The organism is Gimesia algae, from assembly GCF_007746795.1.
Lineage (GTDB): Bacteria > Planctomycetota > Planctomycetia > Planctomycetales > Planctomycetaceae > Gimesia > Gimesia algae.
Map to the genome: position 1 here is coordinate 6,232,008 of NZ_CP036343.1, position 22,127 is coordinate 6,254,134.

A 22,127-nucleotide genomic window follows, 5' to 3' on the forward strand; every position below is an offset into this window, starting at 1 on the left:
CGATTTCACATCACCGAAAAATAGTTTTCGACTGCAAAATCAAAAGCGGCTGGCGTCAGCTTTCGCGGGACTTCTTTGTAGACACAGAAGTTCTTGACCTGCAGTAGCAGGTCGCGAGGCTGACAGGCGCGAAACGGCCGATTGACGGCCTTGTAATGTGTATCGACCAGATACTCAAACGCCTGTTCGTCAAACTGAAAACCCATCATCGGTGCCATCAATTCGAAGAGAGACCGAAATTCTTCTTCGGAAGGGTCGAGGGCTTCAATCTTGTAGGGAATCCGGCGCAGGAACGCAGCGTCCACCAGATCTTTTGGTTCCAGATTTGTCGAAAAGATAATCAACTGGTCAAAGGGAACCTGAATTTTCTTACCACTGGGCAGATTCAGAAAGTCATACCGTTTTTCCAGAGGTACAATCCAGCGATTCAGCAGTTCGTCTACGGGCATGCGCTGGCGTCCGAAGTCGTCAATCACAAACGTCCCGCAGTTACTTTTCAGTTGCAGTGGTGCCTCACAGATTTTCGTCTGTGGATTTTGAGTGATTTCCAACTCTTTCATGGTTAACTCACCACCGGCAATCACGGTGGGACGTACAATCTGTACCCAGCGCGGGTCGATGCCTGATAAATCAAACAGTCCTTCTGAATGATCCTCCTGAAAGACCTCTTCATGTAATCCGGGATCGAAGATTCGGATAATATCTCCATCAATTCCCAGGCAACGGGGAATCCAGATCGTCGATCCGAAGGCTTTCGTGATCCGCTCGGCAATACTGGTTTTACCATTCCCAGCTTCGCCGAACAAAAACATACCGCGGCCTGAATTTACGGCTGGCCCCAGACGATCCAGCATCTTTGGATTGATTATCAAATCCGAAAATGCCGCTTTCAAATCAGCTTCTGTGGCTTCCTGCTTGGCAATGCTCTGTACTTCCATTGCCTTCAGATAATCCTTAAAGCTCACCGGAGCAGAACCAAAGTAGGTACACTCCTGCGTGTAACGACGGGCTCTCTCGCGACCCAGCTCTGTAATCGTAAACTCGTAGTCGCCCATTTCGGCTGTTCCACCAAATGCGACCAGTTGATCCTGCTTGGCCCGCTTCAGAATGGTATCCACGATACCAAATGGAAGTTTGATCTGTGAACAGATCTGACGCCCGGTCTGTGTTCCTTTGGCGAGCAGATACTTCAGGATCAGACGTTCAATTTCATCCTGCGTTAAACCGGTCTCTTCCAGCGTTTCCGGACAATGCGGAACAAATTGTCCTTCTGCCTCTTCACTGTCCCCTTTCAGCAGGGACTGAACCCGGTTGAACAACTGGCTGAGATGCTGATCTTTTCCAATGACACGCATGGGTTCACTCACTCCCTTTGCCAGGGGCAAGTGCGCAGCAACAACACTGTTTTTTGATTGGATTTCTGACTCTGCCTCGCTGGAATCTTCATGTGAATTGAGATTCAGCATACTGAGTGAAGCGAGCAGTTCTTCTGTATTGACTGCATTGGAAGCAGTGCGACTCGATTTTCCTGAGCCATTGTTTTCAGATTTGGAATTCACTGCTACAGATTCGGAATCATTCGCTGACATATTCGGTTCGCAATCAATTATCTGCACTGATTTTATAATGAGAAGATCATCTGAGATCAGGATTTTCAGATGAGTCTGATGTGTCTGTTTGAAAATGCAGCCCGAAATGCAATGTGCAAACTAAGCATAGTATTCAAAATCAAAGAGTCAAACGGCTTCTCCGATTCCCGGGGGCCGATTATACCATCCCTATTGATTATGCATCCCAAGGCGAGTTGAACGGTTCATTTTTGTGAACAACGCGACGTTCAACAACTTCCTGTTTGACTTGATATCAGCGTGACCTAGATTTCTTCTGTAATCGTCTCTACTTACGTGTTACAGATTTGATCTTTCTCTTTATCGTACTGGCTCATCTATGTGTGGAATCGCGGGTATCATTCGCTCTGACCAGGCTCCGGTCAAACAGTCAGAATTACAGGCCATGATTGAAACCCTGAACCATCGGGGACCCGATGCCTCAGGGATCTCAACGTGTGGTCCTGTTGGTTTCGCACACAGTCGATTAAGTATTGTGGATCTCGCCGGGGGACTGCAGCCCATGCAGACACCCGATGGCCTGCTGACAGTTACTTTCAATGGCGAGATATTTAACCACATCGAATTACGCGCTCAGCTCAAAAGCAAAGGTTATGAGTTTCGCACACATTCTGATACCGAAGTCATTCTGCACATGTATGTGGAATATGGACCCGAGTGTGTCCAGCACTTTAACGGGCAATGGGCGTTTGCCATTCATGACCGTAAACGAAAAGAAGTCTTCCTCTCCCGCGATCGAATGGGGATCCGCCCGCTGGTTTACACACAAACCCCGGGGCAAATGAGCTTCGCCTCTGAAGTCAAAGCTTTATTTGCATTACCTGATGTCAAACGGGAAGTGGATCTGACTGCCTTAAATGAGCTGTTTACGTTCTGGTCACCACTGCCTCCCCGAACATTTTTTGCGGGCGTCAATGAACTGCCTCCTGCACACTCGATGATTGTGAAAGATGGCCAGATTAAAATCTGGCAATACTGGCATCTCGACTACCAGCCGAACGAAGACAGCCGCTCACTTGATGACTGGGCAGAAGAATTACGCGATCTGTTGATCAATGCTACTCAACTGCGATTACGTGCCGATGTGTCCGTCGGTGCCTACCTCAGTGGTGGACTCGATTCTTCTGTGACCGCAGCCATCATTCGAAATTATACGAACGCCCCCCTGAATACTTTTTCGGTAAACTTCAACGATAAAGATTACGACGAAAGCAGCTATCAGCAGGAGATGATCCGTGAACTGGGAACTGATCATCAGACGGTCTGCTGCTCTTATGAAGATATCGGCCGCATCTTCCCTACTGTCATTCAACACACTGAAAAACCTGTTCTGCGTACAGCCCCCGCTCCCATGTACCTGCTGTCAAAACTTGTCCGGGACAGTCAGTTCAAAGTGGTGATGACTGGCGAAGGTGCAGATGAAGTACTGGGCGGATACGACATCTTTAAGGAAACCAAAATCCGCCGCTTCTGGAGCCGTCAACCCGATTCCGCAATCAGACCGCTGTTGCTGAAACGACTCTATCCTTACATGAAAAATCTGCAGGCACAGTCTCCCGCCTATCTCAAGGCGTTTTTCAAAATCCGTCAGGAGGAAATCGACAGCCCGTTTTTCTCTCATTTGCCACGCTGGGATTTGACATCGAAACTGAAAAATTTCTTCAGCGCAGACGTGAAACAGCAACTCGCTCACCAGGATCCGCTGGCAGACTTTGAAAGTCAACTCCCCCGACAGTTCTCTGAATGGCCTTCGTTCTGTCAGGCTCAATACCTGGAATCAGTCAATCTGATGCCGGGCTACATTCTCTCCTCACAGGGAGACCGCATGGCGATGGGTAATTCGATTGAAGGACGATTCCCGTTCCTGGATTATCGGGTTGTGGAGTTCGCAGCTCGCATCCCTGTCCGATTCAAAATGAACGGCCTGAATGAGAAATTTCTACTGAAACATGCTATGCGAGATCTGATTCCCGACAGTATCCGCAAACGCCCCAAGCAACCTTACCGCGCCCCCGATGCGCACAGCTTTATTGATACACAAAAACAATCACCCCGCTTTGAATACGTAAACCACTTATTGTCCGCTGAGAAACTTCAGGAAAATGGCTTGTTCCAGCCAGAGGCAGTCCAGCGACTTGTCAAAAAGATTGAACAGGGACGTGCGATTGGCACACGTGACAACATGGCCCTGGTGGGAATCCTTTCTACTCAATTGCTCGTCGAGCAGATGATCCAAGGCAAAACCGTGTCAACAAACCAGAATACAACGGCCAGCGCAACAACACTTGCCTGATTCAAACACGCTTTAGATTTACTCAACAACGATAATTTCAAAGGTAGCAAAATGAACTCGATCCAAAATGATGTACGAAACTTTGTCGCAGAAAATTTCCTGTTCGGCGAAGACCCTGCTTCACTTCACAATGATGACTCGTTCCTGGAAACCGGCATCATCGACTCTACAGGCGTTCTGGAACTGGTGGCTTTCATTGAAGATCACTACGACGTCGCAGTAGATGATGACGAACTGGTTCCGGAAAACCTGGACTCCATTGATCGACTGATTACCTTTATTGAATCCAAACTCAAAGAATTAGCTTAAATCTTAAATACTGAGGAGCAGACCTTTGTTGCTGCAATCATTTTTAGAAAACAGTGCGCGCGAGTATCCGGACAAGGTGGCTTTGATCATTGATCAACAGCGCTATACCTATCAGGAACTTGAGCTGCAAAGTAATCGTCTGGCACAGGCACTGCTCCAGCGGGGACTGCAGCGGGGTGATCGTGTTGCCATCCATCTGGATAATTCACTGGAAGCAACCGTCGCGATCTTTGCGGTCTTGAAAGCGGGTGGCGTCTTTGTCATGGTCAACCCCACCACAAAGATTGATAAACTGACCTATGTCTTGAATAACTGCAGAGCCACGGCGCTGATCATTCCGGACAAAAAACAGAATCTGATACTGGAACACGCGGCCCTGCTGCCTCATTTGAAAACCGTCATTGCAACCGGTTCAAAATGCGATCAGCCGGAAAGTACGGAATGGCAACTTCTGCGATTTGAATCATGGGATCAGTTGCAGAGCGAATATGCAAGCCAGCTCACACCGCCGACAATTAAAACCATCAGCATCGATCTGGCTGCCCTGGTCTACACATCAGGCTCGACTGGAAATCCCAAAGGAGTCATGCTCACTCACTTAAACATGACCTCGGCTGCCCGCTCGATCACCACCTATCTGATGAATGAGCCATCCGACATTATTTTAAATGTCCTGCCGCTCTCATTCGATTACGGCCTGTACCAGTTACTGATGGCTTTCCGGGTGGGAGCGACTCTGGTTCTCGAAAAATCATTCACGTATCCCCATGCAGTGTTGCAGAAAATTATCGACGAACAGGTCACTGGTTTTCCACTGGTGCCGACCATGTCAGCGATTCTACTCAAGATGGATCTCTCGAAGTACGATTTTTCCAAACTGCGTTACATTACTAACACGGGAGCCGCCTTACCCACAGAACACATTCTCACTTTCCGCAAACGTCTGCCACACGTTCAGATTTTCTCGATGTATGGCCTGACGGAATGCAAACGCGTTTCCTATCTCCCCCTGAATCAGGTAGATATCAGAACCGGATCAGTCGGAATCGCCATGCCTGACTCAGAAGTCTTTATTGTCGATGACGCAGGGCACCTCCTGCCTGCTGAACAGACTGGCGAACTGGTTGTTCGGGGCGCCAACGTCATGCTCGGGTACTGGGAAGCACCGGAACTCACAGCGGAACGATTAAAACCAGGTGAACTGCCAGGTGAAATGTATCTCTATACCGGCGACTTGTTCCGTATGGACACGGAAGGTTACCTGTACTTTGTCGGTCGACGTGATGACATTATTAAAAGCCGGGGCGAGAAAGTCAGCCCCAAAGAAGTCGAAAATGTTCTGTTCGCACATCCGGCGATTTCCGAAGTGGCCATCGTGGGTGATCCCGACCCGATACTCGGTCAGTCCATTCGTGCCGTCGTAACAGTGATGCCTGAACAGGAACTGACAGAAAAAGAAGTACTCGCTTACTGTCGCAAACACCTTGAGGATTTCATGGTACCCCAGAAGGTCGAATTCCGGGACGAACTGCCAAAATCCCCCAATGGGAAAATTGATAAGAAACAGCTGGTTCTTTCCTGAAACAGACCTCCAAGCCAACACGAAAACTCAGATTCGCTCTTACGCGATCAGCACAACTCATGAGGATGAAACGACAATGATTATACAAACCAGAACCTTCAAACCCGAACTACTGAACCTTGACTACGCAGCGGAAACAGATCGTATTGTCAGCTGGATGCAGGAAACGGTTCGTAAAACCATGCGAAAAAAGGGGGCTGTCCTGGGGCTCTCCGGAGGCATCGACAGCAGTGTCGTGACAGCGCTCTGCGTGCGGGCTTTCGGTGCAGATCGGGTGCTGGGAATCATGATGCCCGAACACGATACCAAGGACGAAAGTTTAACCTATGGTCAGTTACTGGCAGATCATTTCAATGTAGAAGCCATCGTGGAGAACATCTCTCCCATGCTGCAGGGCGCCGGCTGTTATGAACGCCGCGACGTCGCCATTAAACAGGTAATCCCGGAATACGAACCACACTGGAAATCCAAAATCGTTCTGCCCAACCTGCTCAAGGAAGGTGGATACCGGGTCTTTTCGGTTGTCGTTCAGACACCCGAAGGAGAATTCATCAAGAAACGTCTGCCCCTCTCTGCCTACCAGACGATTGTCGCTGCGACAAACTTTAAACAGCGCTGTCGCAAGATGATGGAATATTATCACGCCGACCGTTTAAACTACGCCGTTCCCGGCACTCCCAATCGTCTCGAATATGATCAGGGCTTCTTCGTCAAAAACGGCGATGGCGCAGCTGATCTGAAACCAATCGCCCATCTATATAAAACTCAGGTATACCAACTCGCCGAGTATCTTGAAGTACCGGAAGTGATTCGGATGCGTCCGCCGACAACAGACACCTACTCTCTGGAACAGTCCCAGGAAGAGTTTTTCTTCGCTGTTTCCTACGACAAACTCGACTGCTGCCTGTACGGCCTGAATCACGGTTATACCGCAGAAGAAGTTGCCGCGGGCACTGGTCTGCCAGCCGAACAGGTTGCCCTGGTTTATGGCGACATCGAATCTAAACGCAAAGCAGGCCACTACCTGCATCTGCCGCCACAGCTGATTGAATCCATCTGAGATACATTTGAAAAATGAATGTGTATCGCCAGATTAGAAATCACCTGAAAGGAACCTGCTCCGTGAGTAAAAAAGAACTGCTGGCCAAAGCGCTCGACTGGACCGGAATGAATCTGCTTGCCCGCAATGCCTCCGTCTGGAATGGTCTGTTGGTGTTAAATTATCACCGCGTTGGTGATATAAACAATTCCGTGTTTGACCATGACCTATGGAGTGCGTCCGCAGCAGATTTTGAAAAGCAGATTCGATTTCTCAGTCTAAATTTCGATATGATCCGCATCCGTGATCTGGATCATATCTGGAATCAGCCACGGGGACGGTATGTTCTCGTTACGTTCGACGATGGTTACCTTGATAATTATGAATGGGCGTTTCCCATTATTAAATCGTACAACGCCCCCGCGACGTTTTTCCTGACAACCGGTTTTCTCGATGACAGAAAAGTGGCCTGGTGGGATGAAATTGCCTGGATGGTCCGCAGCGCAACTCGGCAGCGGATTCAGTCCAACGTGTTGACTGGCAACTGCCTGTCGCTACATCCGGATGACTGTGAGCAATCGATTAAAGTCCTGTTGAGTACTTTTAAAAAACTGAGCGGAGATCAGACAGACAACTTTCTGAACTTTCTGTCCGAAGCAACCGGCGCAGGTCGCTGCCCGCAGGAGATCGCAGATCACGTCTGGATGACCTGGGATATGATCCGCGAAATGAACGAAGCCGGCATGGACATCGGAGGCCACACCGTCACTCATCCCATTCTGTCCCGGCACTCTCCCGAGATACAACAGTTTGAAATCGAACACTGTAAACAACGGATTGAAACAGAAATCGGACAGGAAATCACCAGCTTCAGCTACCCGGTCGGCGGTAAAGACTGCTTTAACCAGCACACCCGGGACTGTCTGGTTCAAGCCGGATTCCGCTGGGGTTTCAGCTACTACGGCGGCTTTGCACCACTCGGAAAACCCGATCAGTGGGACCTTCCCCGAATTGCAGTGGAATCCGAAGAGCCGGCATCTCTATTTCGTGCTTCGGTTTCGATTCCGCAGGTCTTTAGCAGTAAAAAGTGTACATAAGAACCCACTCCATACCAGTATTCCAGCGTACCTCGATCCATTTCCTCATTCTGTTAGCTGATATTTTCTGAGTTTTTCCGATCCTGCTGCCCAGTTGGTTGACGATTCTTATCGAATTTGCGATAACAGCGGACCGCTTTAAAGGTTGTGTTACGCGCTGTTAAGCTATGTAACTCAAGACCCTGACTGCTCAAACTGGTCTGATCCTCTTGGCATTTGATTGTAAACTATTATGTAAAAATAGTTTACTTCGATCAGACCTTAAGTATATTTCTTTGCCGTTCAACAAGTTAAGTGTTCGGCAGCTTGTGATTAATCTGGGAGAAACTCTGAATGGGTCGTTACACAGGACCAAAAGGACGGGTTAACCGTCGTCTGGGAGCTTTGGTTTTTGAAGACGCAGGTGCAACACGTGCATTGGACCAGCGGAACCTTCCCCCTGGAATGTCACAGCGCCGCCGCAAAGCATCTAACTTCGGTCTGGCTTTGATTGAAAAGCAGAAGATCAAATTCTACTACGGTCTCCGTGAACGTCAGCTGCGTCGCTACTTCGACAAAGCGCGTCGCATCAAAGGGAACACCGGGGAAGCCCTGCTGGTTCTCTGCGAACGCCGTCTTGATAACGTTGTCTGCCGGGCTGGCTTTGCCCAGACTCGTCCACAGGCCCGTCAGGGAATCGTACACGCTCACTTCCAGCTGAACGGTCAGACTGTCAACAAACCATCCATCTGGGTCAAACCCGGCGATGTCATCACCGTTCGTAACCGTCCTAATCTCAAAAAGCTCTACGCAGAGCAGGTTGAATCAGGTCGTCCCGGATGTGCATGGCTCACACTTGAGAAAAAAGAACTGGCAGCCACTGTTGTCACTGCTCCTACCATGGAAGATGTCAGCCTCCCCGTTGACGTCGGTCAGGTTGTGGCTCTGATCTCACGCTAACTGTTACCAGCAAATCAATACAACACTCCGAAAAACTATCTGGTTTTTCGGAGTGTTTTTTATTTACATTCATTAATAACTACCCCGCTAGGGTGAGAATTATTTACTGAATCGTTATTGTAATAAACGGAATTCGGACAACCTGTCTGGATACAAAAAGCAGTAACCACTGTGGCTACTGAAACCGCGATCGATCTTGATACATAGAGGCATAACTATGGCGACGGAACGTAGAAAAGCCGTCCTGCTGTTTGGTGCTCCCGGCGTTGGTAAAGGAACCCAGGGACGAATCCTTGGCCAGATTCCCGGATTCTTTCACCTTTCCAGTGGCGATGTTTTCCGCTCGATCGATATCGAATCGCCTGAAGGTCAGGAAATTTACAAATACAGCTCTCGCGGCGAACTCGTTCCCGATGACCTCAGTATTCGTATCTGGAAGCAGGGCCTCGATGCCCGCGCCACCCTTTCGATGTATAAACCACGCAAAGACATTCTCATCCTTGACGGAATTCCCCGGAATATCCAGCAGGCCAACATCCTCGAACAGCACATTGATGTTCTGAAAGTTCTGCACCTGACCTGTAGTGATGAAGAAGAGATGATACACCGTATCCGCCATCGCGCGATCCGCGAAAACCGCGCCGACGATGCAAACGAAACCGTCATTCGTCGCCGCTTTGAAATCTACCGCGAAGAATCGGCGCTCGTTCTCAGCTGTTATCCTGAAGAAATCGTCGCCCACATCGACGCTATCGGCTCACCAGCCGGAGTGTTACTCGCCTGCCTGGAACAGCTCGTTCCCGTGCAGGATGCCCACTTCCGCGGCGAGTAATCTCCACAAGCATTGAAAATGAGTTCTCCTTTCCGGTAAGCTGGTTGCAAACATGTCACAACCCGATTGCTCTCCGGAAAGGTAATTTCATGGCTGATACTGAAACACGATGTTCCTTGCAGCGCGTTAAAAAACGGTTCCCTGGTATCAGCTTTCTTGTGATCTGCCTGGCATTCCTGTCACTGCTGTCAAACGTGGCAGACGCCCGACCGGCCCGTCAGCATCCCAACTTCGTCATCATCTTCACCGACGATCAAGGCTACCAGGATGTCGGCGTCTTCGGCTCACCCAATATCAAAACACCCAACCTCGACCAGATGGCAAAAGAAGGCGTCCGCTTCACCGACTTCTATGCAGCGCAGGCCGTCTGTTCTGCTTCGCGTGTCGCGCTGCTCACCGGCTGCTATCCCAATCGTGTTGGTATCCGCGGTGCACTCGGCCCCCAATCCAAAATCGGCATCAACGCTGAAGAAACCACCATCGCCGAAGTCGTCAAACCCCAGGGTTACGCCACCGCCATCTACGGTAAATGGCATCTGGGACACCTCCCCGAATTCCTTCCCACCCGACATGGCTTCGATGAATACTTCGGTCTCCCCTACTCCAACGATATGTGGCCCTACCACCCCACTGCAGGCAAACGCTTCCCCGATCTCCCGCTGATTGAAAACGAAACCGTCATCAACCCCAAAGTCACCGGCAAAGAACAGGCCCAGCTCACTACCTGGTACACCGAGCGTGCGGTCTCCTTCATCAATAAAAACCATGACAAACCTTTCTTCCTGTATGTGCCACACTCGATGCCACACGTCCCCCTGTTTGTCAGCGATAAATTCAAAGGTAAATCCGAACAGGGGCTTTACGGCGATGTCATTATGGAAATCGACTGGTCGGTCGGCCAGATTCGACAGGCGCTGAAAGAGAACGGCATCGAAGAAAATACACTGGTGATCTTCACCTCCGATAACGGCCCCTGGCTCTCCTACGGCGATCACGCCGGCTCCGCACTCCCGCTGCGTGAAGGCAAAGGAACCGCTTGGGATGGCGGACAACGCGAACCCTGTATCATGGCCTGGCCCGGTCAGATTCCAGCGGGCTCCGTCTGTCACCAGATGGCAATGACCATCGACATTCTCCCCACTGTCGCGTATCTGTCCGGCGGAAAAGTTCCGTCGGATCGGATCATCGATGGCAAAAATATCTGGCCGCTGATGAGTGGCGAACAGGGAGCCCAATCCCCCCACGATGTCCTCTACTTCTACTGGGGCGACCATCTTAACGCCGTCCGCAGTGGAAAATGGAAACTGCATTTCCCCCATCCTTATCGCAGCCTGAAAGACAAACCCGGTTCAGGCGGTACACCCGGCCCCTACATTCAGAAGAAAACCGGCCTCGCCCTCTATAACCTGGAAGATGACGTCAGTGAAAGTAAAAACGTCGCCAACCAGCATCCCGATGTCGTCAAACGCCTGACCGCGCTGGGTGAACAAGCCCGCGAAGACCTCGGCGATACCGGCACCAAACGCAAAGGCAAAAACAACCGCCAACCCGGCCGTGTGGATTGAAACCCTGTCACAGCCATCGCTGCTGACTTACTTCGCGAGAAGCTTTGCCTTCCTCTGCTCAAGCTGTTTCCTTTCCTGCTGTAACTGGTTCCGTTTCTCGTTGATTGAAATCTCTCTGGGAAGTTCGATAAACAGAATCTGTGTCCCCTCGATCGTGATCTGGCCCGGCTCAATCCCGGCTGCAGCGTTAGGGAAATACTTCTCCAGTGTCGCGATGGGAACCGTGGGCTGGCCTTCGTGTGTCGCAATGTAAAGGATGTGCCCCTTCGCCAGCGGCAGATAGGTGTCGTAGCCGGTATTGAACGATTTGGCTACAGTCAACCCCTTTTGTTGAGCCAGCTGCGTTAGTTTCTGATAGTAAGGGGAATTCCCGATCACAAAACAGGTTTTCCCCAGCACGACTGAGGCAACAGTATCAACGGGCAGCAGCCTCGGATCCAGTTTCGAAAAATACGCTTCGGTCTGTTGTTTCCAGGCCTCCCACTGCAGAGACATAATCATTGTTTTGGGATCATTGCCTTTATGATAGGCGAAGCGATTGCCGGGCAGGATTCGCGTCTCGGGGGAATAATTCAGATAGACACGTTTTGCTCCCGGATCCAGCAGCACCCATTTTCCGTCGAGATATACTTCCAGAAACACATGCCCCGACCAGGTCTGAAACGCGTCTCCTCGTTTCAAAGTCCAGATCCAGGGCACATCCATCGTCTTCACCCAGACGGTCGGGATGCCGGCACTTTTCAGCAGAACACCACAGGCAATCGCATAATCAGCACAGCCACCATAGCAGCCATCCCCGATCACCGTATCATAGTTGCGCCACTGGTATGCCAGATCAGCCTGATACTTCAAACTGGCATTCATCCAGTCCAGTACATTGGAAACCGTTTTCTGATCTGTGTCTGCCTTCAAAGTCAGCGCCTGCGCCTTGATCTTTGCCTGATCTCCCAGGCTGGCAGGAGCGGTCAGATATTTCTCGGGAGTAGCATAATCAATGGCATCAAACACGGGCTCTGCAGCCAGCAGACTCGAGCCAGATAATAGAAAAGGAATCAAAAACCGCCACATCGAATCTCTCCTGTGAAAGTCATTCCAGGTTTCATTTTTGTTTTGCTTCCACAATCCCCAGTGCAATTCGCACACCGGTCTGAACCACCTCATCAGCATCCTGATTATTCTTCAACACCACAATTGCCTGTTTTAGATCTTTCGAATAGGGTGGCTTCGCCTCCATAAAAATCCCAGCGAATGCCTGGGTAGTCACGCGTCTCACTTCCACATTCTTATCATCCAGCAGGGCCGTCAGTTCTTTCACAGCCTGTATCCCTCCTCCCTCGCGGCGTTCCAGTTCAAATACAGACTGCCAGCGGACATTGGGATCAGAGTCGGTCAACCTGCTTCGTAATTGATCGACCGTCAGCGTGGTATAATCAATTTGTGGAGCAGAATTACAGCCAACGAGCAATAACAGGAGAAAGCAGTAACGATACATCATGGCCCTTATATCGAGTGATAGAGTTTCCGATTCTGATTTCAATTCTTGACCTTTCTGAACTGGAACGGTCTCTCCTGCTTTCAACCTTCCGCCATCTCCGCTTCGATCACATTTTCAGCGAAGCTGTGATAAGCGGCTCCCACATCCTTCGCCATCGAATCGGGGAAGACATGGAACTCACCTGCTTTCAAAGCAGCCACAATTCCCTCAGCGACCAGCTCTGGGGACTCTGCAATTTCATCAAAACCGGCGTCGTGCCCCATGTCAGTCGCAATCGGGCCGGGATGCACGCTGACAACCAGGGTTCCCTGTTCCTTTAACAAGTCTTTCAATGCCTGTGTCACAGAATAAGAGGCGGCTTTGGAAGCACAATAGGTCGTGAACTGCGGAAAATTCTTCAGTGAAGCGACCGAATTCAACTGCACCAGCGCCCCGCCACCATTGGCTTTCAGCACGGGAGCGAAGGCCTGCGCAACACGCATCAGGCCATACACGTTCGCAGTCATCTCGAATTCCAGCGATTCAACAGCGTCTTCAGATAAAGCAGTTGTCGGCTTGAGAACCCCTGCATTATTCACCACCAGCGAGACATCACTGGCCACTTCCGCAGCATTTTTGATCAAGGCCGGCTTCGTCAGATCAAATTCCACAGGTACCACCTTGTCCCCATATTCGTCGATCAATCCAGCCACCGATGAAGTATCCCGGACAGCCGCATACACTTTGGCCGCCCCTTCTTTCAGCAACCCTTCCAGAATCACTTTCCCAATCCCGCGGTTGGCTCCCGTGACCAACGCCACCTGCCCCTGAATCTCATAGCCCATTTCAGAATCCTTTATTAGAGTTTAATAACCCGCGATCACTTTGCAGGAACCATGTTTAAACGTTAGAAACATTCTAGGCCGCGGCTCAAGTGAGACAATCCCTGATCTGATCCTTCACATTCGACTGATCTCGTACTCGCTTCCACCTTTGATTGGCTAAGCATTTATTCTTCCACCGCCAGCACGATCAAACCACAACGATTTGTCCCGACTTCTATAAACTTCCCCAGCATTCGTTCTCCTCTTTCTTCATCAGAAAATCGAACTGTTAGTTGAACCGATTGACCAGGCAGAATGGAATAATCAGCCTTCCCCGTACCACACCAGTCCCAATTCGCTTTCCGCCAGAGCCCCCGCCTGAATATTTCCTGATATGTCTGAATGGAATCCGGTCCTGCAGAACGATAGCCGAGAGACGTTTGCCCCGAATTTTTCACAACGACATGTACCTCGTCCTGCACCTGCTTTCTCGAAATGATCTGGGGACGATTCTTTAACGGTAAAGTTCCCTCAAAGAACTCCCGCCGCCAGGCAGGATCCGGAATCTGCTCGGGATCAATCGTCAAACGAACCCGTTGATCCTCCGCGGTAACTCCTGTTACAAAACAGAAAGCAAACATCAGGATCAGCAGGACCTTGATTACTTTCATATTAAGACTCCCTGAATCGTTATTGAGGTCATCCTTCCGCAGGTTGAGGTACTGCTTCACTGTCATGTTCGGCAATCCACACCGCCAGATCGCGAAACGTTTCAAAACCTGCCGGCAAGGGATTCGATCGATAACTACAAATCGAGAAGACCTTCCAGAGTGCATAGGTTGCCGCAGTGGTTAACACGGGATACAGATAATTGCCATCCAGAAACAAGATCACTGAGATCAACAGAACAGGCCAGAACACCAGACAGCCACACCCTTCCATCAGAAACCAGAAAGATTTCAGCTCAGTCAGTCTGTTATCAGTCCGCCATTTCAGTTCGCTCCAGAAACCGTCCAGTTGTCTTCCTCGAAACACATCCAGAATTCGTGTGGAGGGTGTTAATCGACAGGCAGCCGGATAGAACTTTTCCGACAGCTCCAGCATCCCATAAAACGCACCAGCGGGACCACATTCACGATCAATCACCATCACTGGTTGAAATGAGATATACGGAGCACGCTCGGCAATAAACTCAACAAGTGCTCTAAAAGTTAAATACTGACCCACATGCTCAATCCATTCGTCTTCTGTTTGATAATCACGGTCGACACCAAACAGTTGCTCCCACTCATCCCGGGAGCATTCAAAGAGAAAGGCTCTTTCAATACGAAACATGAAATCTGATAAATGAAGTTCTTTCCATAGCTTGATTTCTTTGAAATACAGATCCATCCTGAGATCAATGTCCGCAACAGGATCCGGTGCTTCATCATCATCCAACCCATACATATCTACCAGATGCTCTACAAGCAACGGCATGATCTGCTTCTCGGTATAGCGTGTTTCCTGCATCTGAGTCCCCTTTCTGAATACACCGGAATATTGGAAAGCGTCCCTTGGCTGTTTATCATCATTCAGCATAAAACAAATGCCCCGCCAGATATAGATTTTCTTTGACCATCCTTCCTGAATCTGAGATTTTTTGATTCCCCTGCAGACCGAACTTTCGCACAATATGAAGATTCGATGCAGTTTACCGGAACCCGCCTCGAGGAACTTGAGAGATTCAAAACGGATCTACACAATATTCGGTTCAGATAGTTAACTTCTGAAATTCAAGTGATTTAAAGACTTTCCCCTGCAAAGGATTCGCCAGTGATGCCTGCGAAATACTCCCGGCTGTTTTTTCTCTGCACGCTGCTGATCCTGATCACAGTATCGATCACGACACCTGCAACCGCCTGCACCACCGCCGTCATCAGCGGCAAAGCAACAGCCGACGGTCGACCGCTGCTGTGGAAAAACCGCGATACCTCGAACATTCACAACGAAGTTATTCTGCTTACGAAAGGTCCTCTGCGCGGGACTGCGGTCGTCAATGCCGGCGCGCGGAAATCGATTTTCATGGGAGTCAACGAAGCTGGCTTCTGTATCGAAAATTCCTTGAGCAAAGACCTTGGCACAAAAGGGAAAAAATCGGGACCGGGAAATGGTCGCCTGATGAAACAGGCGCTGGAAACCTGTAAGACAGTCGCCGACTTCAAAAAGCTGCTCGAAGAAACCAATCAGACCGGCCGCCAGACCGCCGCCAATTTCGGCGTCATCGATGCCCAGGGGGGCGCGGCCCTGTTCGAAACCGGTCCCACCAGCTTTACGATGTTCGATGCTAACGATCCGGCGGTCGCTCCCCACGGTTACATTGTCCGTTCTAATTTCTCCACCACGGCCCGCGATTTTCCGGCCAACCCCACGCCAGAGCAACTCGGTAAGATCTATTCTGCAGAACGCTATTCCCAGGCCTGTTCCCGGCTCGACCTGCAAAAAGACAAAGGCATCACCGTCGATTACCTCATTCGCAATCTGACGCGTGATCTTTCCGACCCCAAAGGCACTCCCTGGCCCGGCACCGTCAATGGTGTCAAACAGAAACTCCCGGCAGTCATCAAAACAGACAACACCATCAGCCGCTCCACCACCGTTTCCGCTGCCGTCTTTCAAGGCGTGAAACCGGGGGAAGATCCTCGGCTGGCGACGATGTGGACCATCCTGGGTAATCCCAGTTTTTCCATCGCCGTCCCCTGCTGGGTCGAAGTGCAGGAAATCGCCGATCCGCTTGCGGACGACAAAGGAGCTGAGCTTGGCGAAATTGCGATCTCCCTGCGTGCCTGGAGTAAATCCGACGACGGAAAAGGCATCAACACCGAATACCTGCCCGACATCTGGTCTGATCTCTGGTCCGTGGAAGACAAGATCCTCTCGCTGACCAGCAAATTCCAGGCGGCACGCGTGGAGCATGGCTACTCGCCTGGAGCAGTCACCCGGTTCCATCAGAAAATGGCACAGCTCGCGATGACCGCCATGCAGCAGGAACTTCGCGAAATGAAACAGGCGGCGATCACACTCCCGGCCCCTCCGCCACCCGCGTTTGCTCCTGTCAAAAAAACAATTGTGATTCCCTGAATTCTTATTTAACTTGAAGGCTCTTCTCATGCGACCTGTTTCACAATTTCTGTTGATCGTATTATTCGTATCAGTTTGCTCATCTCTCCAATCCGCGGTAATTGCAGACGAGGAAACACCGGTTCGCGTCGCCATCTTTAATTTCCCCAAATCCGGTTCTAAAGGTCATGAAAATCTGCAGCGGTTCCTGATTCCTGAAAACGGCTTCCAGTCCACAATCATTTCTCCAGAAGAAATTCAAGACGGTCAGCTCAAGAACTTCGACGTCGTCGTCATGCCGGGCGGCAGTGGCAGTGGTCAGGCCAAAGCACTCAAACCGGAAGGCCGTGCCGCAGTCCGCACGTTCGTGAAAAATGGAGGCGGTTACGTCGGCATCTGTGCTGGCGCTTATCTGGCTTCTTCGCATTACAGTTGGTCGCTCGATATTATCAACGCCCGTGTCTGGGATCGTGCTCACTGGAAACGGGGTCAAACGCAGGTCTCCATCCAATTAACTCCTTCCGGCCAGGAAGTCCTCAGTAACACAAAATCAAAGTACAACATCTATTATTCCAACGGCCCCTTACTCGTCCCCGACAACCAACCTGATCTCCCCGGTTATGAAGTCCTCGCCTCTTTTGAATCCGAAGTTGCCCGCAACGGTGCCCCGGCAGAAGCAATGACAGGCACTCATGCCATCATCCGCTCCAAATTCGGTTCTGGTCGCGTGATCTGCTTTAGCCCTCACGCCGAAACAAAAAACGGCCCACACTCCCTGATCGCCACCGGCGTCTACTGGGCCGCGAATCAGGAATGAACCAACTTCTGTTGCTGCAGATTTCATCACTATTCGACCAGGAATATTCCAAACCAGTTCGCCATGATCAGCTTGACAGACTCTCGCATCGAGCCAGAATGCCTTACCTGCGTCGCGCGCGGGGCAAATGATTGTTTCCCCGCTTTTACTGTCCTTTACTCGACTTAGCGAGATCTGATGATGCATCCTCTGGTCCACTGGAAATTGAATTTCATAAGCAATAGAAGAATATTCAACGCTACAGAGACAGATTATACTCGATATCACCCACCCGATTGAGTTCAGTTTGTGCACCGTCACTAAAACTGCGGATCGACACACTTCAGACCATGTTCAAACCTTTTCGGCCCCCTTTCGTACACCGTTCACACCCCTGTCGCGACAGTTCGACCGCTGATCGCCCCAGTTCGGCACACGGTACATTCTGCAGTCAGCAAACAGGCAGTTCACATCGGGAATCAATTATTTCCCGGTAACCGGTCGCTTTCGGGGAATCGTCAGGGGCCCCTGCTGTGTGTAGGGATGCTGTGCTTTGATCTCCTGATAGTTCAACCAGCCCTGTGCAGAATGTAACTGTTTGACATCGGCCCGTTCATAGCCAAAGAACAGCGGCTTATGATGCATGACAATCCGGTCAGGATAAACATCGAAACTGCACCAGCCGAAACTCCCCGCACTGACCATCGCTGTGCCTCCCAGTACCAGGTAGTGTGTCTCTTCTTCATGACCGTGCCACACCGGACGATGATAGTGCCCGCTCAGGCAGAGCAGCACCTGGTACTGTTTCATCAACGCCCTCAACCGGTCACGCCCGACCCCGATCTGGTTGTATTTTCCCCGGCCCCGTTCGTTATTCTGCCAGGGAGAAACATGCAATGCTATCACAATTTCCTCACCCGCTTTTTCCGCTTTCTGAAACTCCGCCTCGACCCAGTCCAGCTGACTGTCGCTCATGCCCACATGATTGCCTTCAGCGTCAATCACCACAAACCGCACCCCTTTGTGTACGAACGAGTAATGCAGCTCGCGATAAAAATAGCGGATAAACAGTTCCGGAATCTCATGGTTGCCCCGCACGTAGTGGTAAGGCGCAGCGAACCCCTTGACCAGTTCCAGCATCGCGTCATAGGCTTTCAAATCGGTTTTGACATGCACCATGTCTCCCAGCATCAGCGATAACTCGGCCCCCGAGCGATTGATTTGATCGACGGCCAGCGCGAAGCGGGCTTTGTCCACCTCAAAGCCGCTGAATCCCAACTGCGGATCTCCCACGGCGGCAAAACGAAAGATCAACCCGTCCTCTGTTTCCGGCAGCAGGCGCGGGAATTCAAATCCCTTCGGCGCATTTTTTGAAACAACCAGTTGCCTCCCCTGCGCCGCGTCATCGGGTTCGCCCGCATTCCCCAGGTAAATCTGCGAGACAGCAGCATTGCTCGTCAATGGCAGATCTTCCCCCAGCGTCTGCTGATCCACCCAGCAGGCATACGACTTCCGATCCAGGTCGGCCCGCATCGTCAGGGTATAAGGCCGGGACTCAAACGGAGTGAAAGTATACAGACGCCATTCGGGACGCTCATACGCCGAATGCCAGCGGATCTGTTTCTCGTCTGAACCTTTGCGCTGATAAGGCTCCGCCGCAATCCGTGCAATCACATCGTTCGACTTCTCACCCCTGAGATCAAAGAACGCACCGCTGTCCCAGTCTTTTGAGGGTTCAAACTGACACTGGACCCAGATCACTCCCTCAGTGATCGGTTCTTCCAGTTGTCTACGGATCCCCCAGCCATCCACGGCAGTCGGCTCCGTCTGTGCAATGAGCGTCTGTGTAAACAGACAAAAGCAGAAACCACAAATCGCCATAATCGATGGCAAACCTGTAGTGAAATAAATAATCGAGCCATGCATTTTTCGCATCAAGTTCCACCTTATGATTGAGCACATATTATCAGGAGACCAGAATCTAAATAGAATAAGAACTGATTTTAAAACAGAATTTTCTTGCCTATGATCATACTTGAGACAGAATCACTTTACCACTTTCTGTACGATCCTATGTCCTCATCCCAAACATGTCATAATTCATACCTGACTGAACTTATCTTAGATTACTTTCCAGCCATCCAGATCACCTGGAAGTCGCAGTTCGTGCTTCAAATAAAAATCAGCAGCTTCAATTACGCTTTTAAATAAGATCTGAGATTTTTCGCTGACAATGCCTGGGCCAAAAGCACTATATGTTAAAGAGTAACAAACAAAAGTCGCGCCTCTGTTTTCAATCACGACCCCCTCACTTTTCTGAGTCAAATCAGAAGGGAACCAGGCCTGATTCTCAATTAACTGTATCAGTTGATTTCTGACCATCGAATAAGCCAGGGGAGGGTGGGGCCAGATTCCGCGCTTACTCCGCTCCTCCATATTCAAGTGACATCCTGACAACAATAACTTGAGCGTTTCTGAATCCATGTTCTTACTCCCGAAACACCATTGAAAACAATAAGTCACTCAGTAATCCCAACGGGAAAACCACACGCGATTGTGCTCTGGATCCAGAATCAGAATCTGACCATGTTGCCATTCTGTTCCACGGTCTTGAGCCACATACCAGGTTTGCTTTGACTCGAACACACTCTGATACTCGACTTCGCTGATTTTGTGATCGGGGCCTCCCCCGGCTGGGTCAGCGCTCATCCCATTGATACCAAAACCAGCTCGCCAACTGATGTCCTTAGAGACCGGTCCACCTTTCCATTTCTGTTGCTCCCACGGCGGTGTTTCTGCCAGCCATTGTTCCAGCGTCGCATGATCCACGTCAAATACCAGATGGAATTCACCGTCTCCCTCAAAGTCCAACCAGATATCACCGGCAGAAACTACCTGCGCCTCAGCAGGCCAGGCGATTCCAGTGTAATGAGTGAAGTCAGCCCCGTGTTCTGTCACAGCGCGACGTTGCAGCCCTTCTGGCCCTCCGCAGCCAGCGAACCAGATCCCGCCACACAAAACAAATAAGACCAGCACGGTTCGACGGCATTGCGGGGGAGTGTCTTCACTCATGGATCAACGGCCAGTCATAATGAAGATAGCCAGCCATGTCGGGACGGTGGTCGTAAATCTCAAATCGATGCCGTAACTTCACAGTCGCTAAAACATCGGAAACAATTTTCGCTGCGCGCATTAATTCTTCAGCGGTGTCAGCGTCTGCACAAACGACAGGATCACCAGGATCACCCCCATATTCTTGGAATGAAAAGTCGGCTCCTCCACCAATTCCGATCTGAATCGAATACTGTCCCACATGCACTCGCAGACCAGCCTCCTGCAGAAGTTGAGCCATCACAGTTTTTGTGGGCCATTCGGCAAGCTCACCCGCAATCCAGGCTGATCTGTCCATGCTGATTTCTCGTCCCGAGTTACTTAACCCGCACCAGCTTCATCAAACGACCGGATACGTTCCAGTCCTGCACGTACAGGTTGCCATCTTTGTCCCAGTAGGAACCATGGGTGCCGCTGAAGATGCCTTCGCGCCACTGATCCTGGGGCACATTGAAATTACGGTGCGTTTTAGGATCTTCATTGTTTCCCAGAACGGCCACGATGGTGTTGGTCTTGTCCAGAATCACCAGTCGCCCATGCAGGTCGGGAACCGAAACATAATCGCCCTGAATCGAAACAGACGTCGGCATGCCCAGTCCCGTAATCACTTCTTCGATGAAATTACCATCCAGATCGTAATGCAGCAGACGTCCTTTGGGCATATGATTGCGGTCGCAGATCAGCAGACGCGGGGGATCGTAACGCGTATCCAGTGTCATGCCATGCGCGGTATTGAATTCCTTCAACCCGTTCCCCTTCTTGCCGAAGTGGGATTTGTATTTGCCGTTCTTGTCGAACTTGAAAATGTAATTGCTGGCGTAGCCGTCCGACAGAATGATGTCACCATTGGGAGCCACGGTAATCGCCGTCGGAGCGAACTTCTTCAGATCGAGCCCTGATTCTTTCGGGAACGGCATTTTCAGGATCATCTCGCCAGTCTCTGCGTTGAACTTGATGCCTTCCGCGTTTGCATTGCGGGCCCCGTAAATGAATTCGCCATCTGCTTCTTCGCGAATTTCCATGTCATGGATGTTGGAATATTCGTCCCCCAGAAAACGACGCACGACTTTGCCATCAGGTGCAAAGACAACCACACCAATTTTGGCACTTGTGTAGATATTCCCCGCTTTATCAATCACGACGCCGCCGTGGGTTGGTCCCAGGACCGAACGCCCCTGCTCGTCAAATCCCCAGCCGGGCACTGTATCGAAGGTCATGATCCCGCTGCCCATCCGCACTGGTGCAACTTTTTCCGCCGCCGACAGCGAGACTGTTACGCTGAACACCACAGCCACCGTAATATAATTCAAGCACTTTTTCATAGTCGAATTTCCCATCGATTGAATGTCAGAGTGGAATGGCGGGCCATTCTCAAAAGTTGTAAGTAATGACAGACAGCAACCATACAACGCCGGTTGCCATCCCTTCCAGTATCCCCCTCCGCGCCCCACTTTGCAACTAATCCCGCCAAAAACGAGCGTTTCCAGCCATTCCTGATTTTTTCTCAAACAACCTGTAACACATTTCCGCACCTCTCGC

Annotated in this window: 22 protein-coding genes; 11 read left to right on the forward strand and 11 right to left on the reverse strand. The window is 50.6% G+C overall.

All coding sequences use genetic code 11. The features are described from left to right. Positions 1–5: 5 nt before the first annotated feature. A complete protein-coding gene (locus Pan161_RS23240; protein ID WP_232103435.1) occupies positions 6–1,559 on the reverse strand; it encodes a P-loop NTPase family protein in 1,554 nt (517 codons plus the stop codon). Between the two features lie 388 nt (positions 1,560–1,947). Here Pan161_RS23240 and asnB point away from each other — a divergent pair, with 388 nt between their 5' ends. The 8 genes from asnB (at position 1,948) to Pan161_RS23280 (ending at position 11,284) form a co-directional block, all read left to right on the forward strand. Next, entirely contained in the window at positions 1,948–3,921 is a 1,974-nt protein-coding gene (asnB, locus tag Pan161_RS23245) for an asparagine synthase (glutamine-hydrolyzing) (RefSeq protein WP_145231136.1), read from the forward strand. Positions 3,922–3,972: 51 nt separating this feature from the next. After that, positions 3,973–4,230 carry an acyl carrier protein gene (locus tag Pan161_RS23250; RefSeq protein ID WP_145231137.1) on the forward strand — a complete coding sequence of 86 codons (258 nt, stop codon included), beginning with the start codon at positions 3,973–3,975 and terminating at the stop codon, positions 4,228–4,230. A gap of 25 nt (positions 4,231–4,255) precedes the next feature. Then, positions 4,256–5,812, forward strand: a complete 1,557-nt coding sequence (locus Pan161_RS23255; protein ID WP_232103436.1) for a class I adenylate-forming enzyme family protein — start codon at positions 4,256–4,258, stop codon at positions 5,810–5,812. Positions 5,813–5,888: 76 nt separating this feature from the next. Next, positions 5,889–6,872 carry an NAD(+) synthase gene (gene nadE, locus Pan161_RS23260; protein ID WP_145231138.1) on the forward strand — a complete coding sequence of 328 codons (984 nt, stop codon included), beginning with the start codon at positions 5,889–5,891 and terminating at the stop codon, positions 6,870–6,872. A gap of 62 nt (positions 6,873–6,934) precedes the next feature. Beyond that, the gene (locus Pan161_RS23265) at positions 6,935–7,948 is read left to right on the forward strand and encodes a polysaccharide deacetylase family protein (RefSeq protein WP_197995479.1); all 1,014 of its coding nucleotides are present in this window, start codon (positions 6,935–6,937) and stop codon (positions 7,946–7,948) included. 333 nt (positions 7,949–8,281) lie between these two features. Further along, positions 8,282–8,887, forward strand: a complete 606-nt coding sequence (gene rpsD / locus Pan161_RS23270; protein WP_145231140.1) for a 30S ribosomal protein S4 — start codon at positions 8,282–8,284, stop codon at positions 8,885–8,887. A 217-nt stretch (positions 8,888–9,104) separates the two neighbouring features. Next, positions 9,105–9,719: an adenylate kinase family protein gene (locus tag Pan161_RS23275; protein ID WP_145231141.1), complete on the forward strand. Its 615-nt coding sequence runs from the start codon at positions 9,105–9,107 to the stop codon at positions 9,717–9,719. 89 nt (positions 9,720–9,808) lie between these two features. Then, positions 9,809–11,284: a sulfatase family protein gene (locus Pan161_RS23280; protein ID WP_145231142.1), complete on the forward strand. Its 1,476-nt coding sequence runs from the start codon at positions 9,809–9,811 to the stop codon at positions 11,282–11,284. 27 nt (positions 11,285–11,311) lie between these two features. On the opposite strand, the gene Pan161_RS23285 is transcribed toward Pan161_RS23280, so the two are convergent. The 5 genes from Pan161_RS23285 to Pan161_RS23305 form a co-directional block, all read right to left on the reverse strand. Continuing rightward, positions 11,312–12,352, reverse strand: a complete 1,041-nt coding sequence (locus Pan161_RS23285; RefSeq protein ID WP_197995480.1) for a transglutaminase-like domain-containing protein — start codon at positions 12,350–12,352, stop codon at positions 11,312–11,314. Positions 12,353–12,383: 31 nt separating this feature from the next. After that, a complete protein-coding gene (locus tag Pan161_RS23290; protein WP_145231144.1) occupies positions 12,384–12,821 on the reverse strand; it encodes a HEAT repeat domain-containing protein in 438 nt (145 codons plus the stop codon). 38 nt (positions 12,822–12,859) lie between these two features. Next, positions 12,860–13,603 (reverse strand): SDR family oxidoreductase, encoded by a 744-nt coding sequence (locus tag Pan161_RS23295; protein ID WP_145231145.1) that lies wholly within the window; start codon positions 13,601–13,603, stop codon positions 12,860–12,862. Between the two features lie 164 nt (positions 13,604–13,767). Continuing rightward, positions 13,768–14,253 carry a hypothetical protein gene (locus Pan161_RS23300; RefSeq protein ID WP_145231146.1) on the reverse strand — a complete coding sequence of 162 codons (486 nt, stop codon included), beginning with the start codon at positions 14,251–14,253 and terminating at the stop codon, positions 13,768–13,770. Positions 14,254–14,281: 28 nt separating this feature from the next. Further along, entirely contained in the window at positions 14,282–15,094 is an 813-nt protein-coding gene (locus Pan161_RS23305) for a hypothetical protein (protein ID WP_145231147.1), read from the reverse strand. 306 nt (positions 15,095–15,400) lie between these two features. On the opposite strand from Pan161_RS23305, the gene Pan161_RS23310 reads away from it, so the two are divergent. Genes Pan161_RS23310 through Pan161_RS31255 form a run of 3 tightly spaced genes read left to right on the forward strand, consistent with a single transcriptional unit; the run spans position 15,401 to position 17,629 of the window. Further along, positions 15,401–16,702: a carcinine hydrolase/isopenicillin-N N-acyltransferase family protein gene (locus Pan161_RS23310; protein ID WP_145231148.1), complete on the forward strand. Its 1,302-nt coding sequence runs from the start codon at positions 15,401–15,403 to the stop codon at positions 16,700–16,702. A gap of 28 nt (positions 16,703–16,730) precedes the next feature. Then, positions 16,731–17,498, forward strand: a complete 768-nt coding sequence (locus Pan161_RS23315; protein WP_145231149.1) for a BPL-N domain-containing protein — start codon at positions 16,731–16,733, stop codon at positions 17,496–17,498. Then, positions 17,495–17,629 carry a hypothetical protein gene (locus tag Pan161_RS31255; RefSeq protein ID WP_261342929.1) on the forward strand — a complete coding sequence of 45 codons (135 nt, stop codon included), beginning with the start codon at positions 17,495–17,497 and terminating at the stop codon, positions 17,627–17,629. Before Pan161_RS23315 ends, Pan161_RS31255 begins: the two co-directional genes overlap by 4 nt. 331 nt (positions 17,630–17,960) lie before the next feature. Here Pan161_RS31255 and Pan161_RS23320 read toward each other — a convergent pair whose 3' ends face one another. The 5 genes from Pan161_RS23320 to Pan161_RS23340 form a co-directional block, all read right to left on the reverse strand. Then, positions 17,961–19,412, reverse strand: a complete 1,452-nt coding sequence (locus Pan161_RS23320) for a metallophosphoesterase family protein (protein ID WP_197995482.1) — start codon at positions 19,410–19,412, stop codon at positions 17,961–17,963. A 186-nt stretch (positions 19,413–19,598) separates the two neighbouring features. Continuing rightward, positions 19,599–19,961 (reverse strand): hypothetical protein, encoded by a 363-nt coding sequence (locus tag Pan161_RS23325; protein ID WP_145231151.1) that lies wholly within the window; start codon positions 19,959–19,961, stop codon positions 19,599–19,601. Positions 19,962–20,000: 39 nt separating this feature from the next. Further along, a complete protein-coding gene (locus Pan161_RS23330; RefSeq protein ID WP_145231152.1) occupies positions 20,001–20,549 on the reverse strand; it encodes a hypothetical protein in 549 nt (182 codons plus the stop codon). Next, positions 20,542–20,886 (reverse strand): hypothetical protein, encoded by a 345-nt coding sequence (locus Pan161_RS23335; protein ID WP_145231153.1) that lies wholly within the window; start codon positions 20,884–20,886, stop codon positions 20,542–20,544. Before Pan161_RS23335 ends, Pan161_RS23330 begins: the two co-directional genes overlap by 8 nt. Before the next feature lie 19 nt (positions 20,887–20,905). Then, positions 20,906–21,910: a 6-bladed beta-propeller gene (locus tag Pan161_RS23340; RefSeq protein ID WP_145231154.1), complete on the reverse strand. Its 1,005-nt coding sequence runs from the start codon at positions 21,908–21,910 to the stop codon at positions 20,906–20,908. Positions 21,911–22,127: the final 217 nt, after the last annotated feature.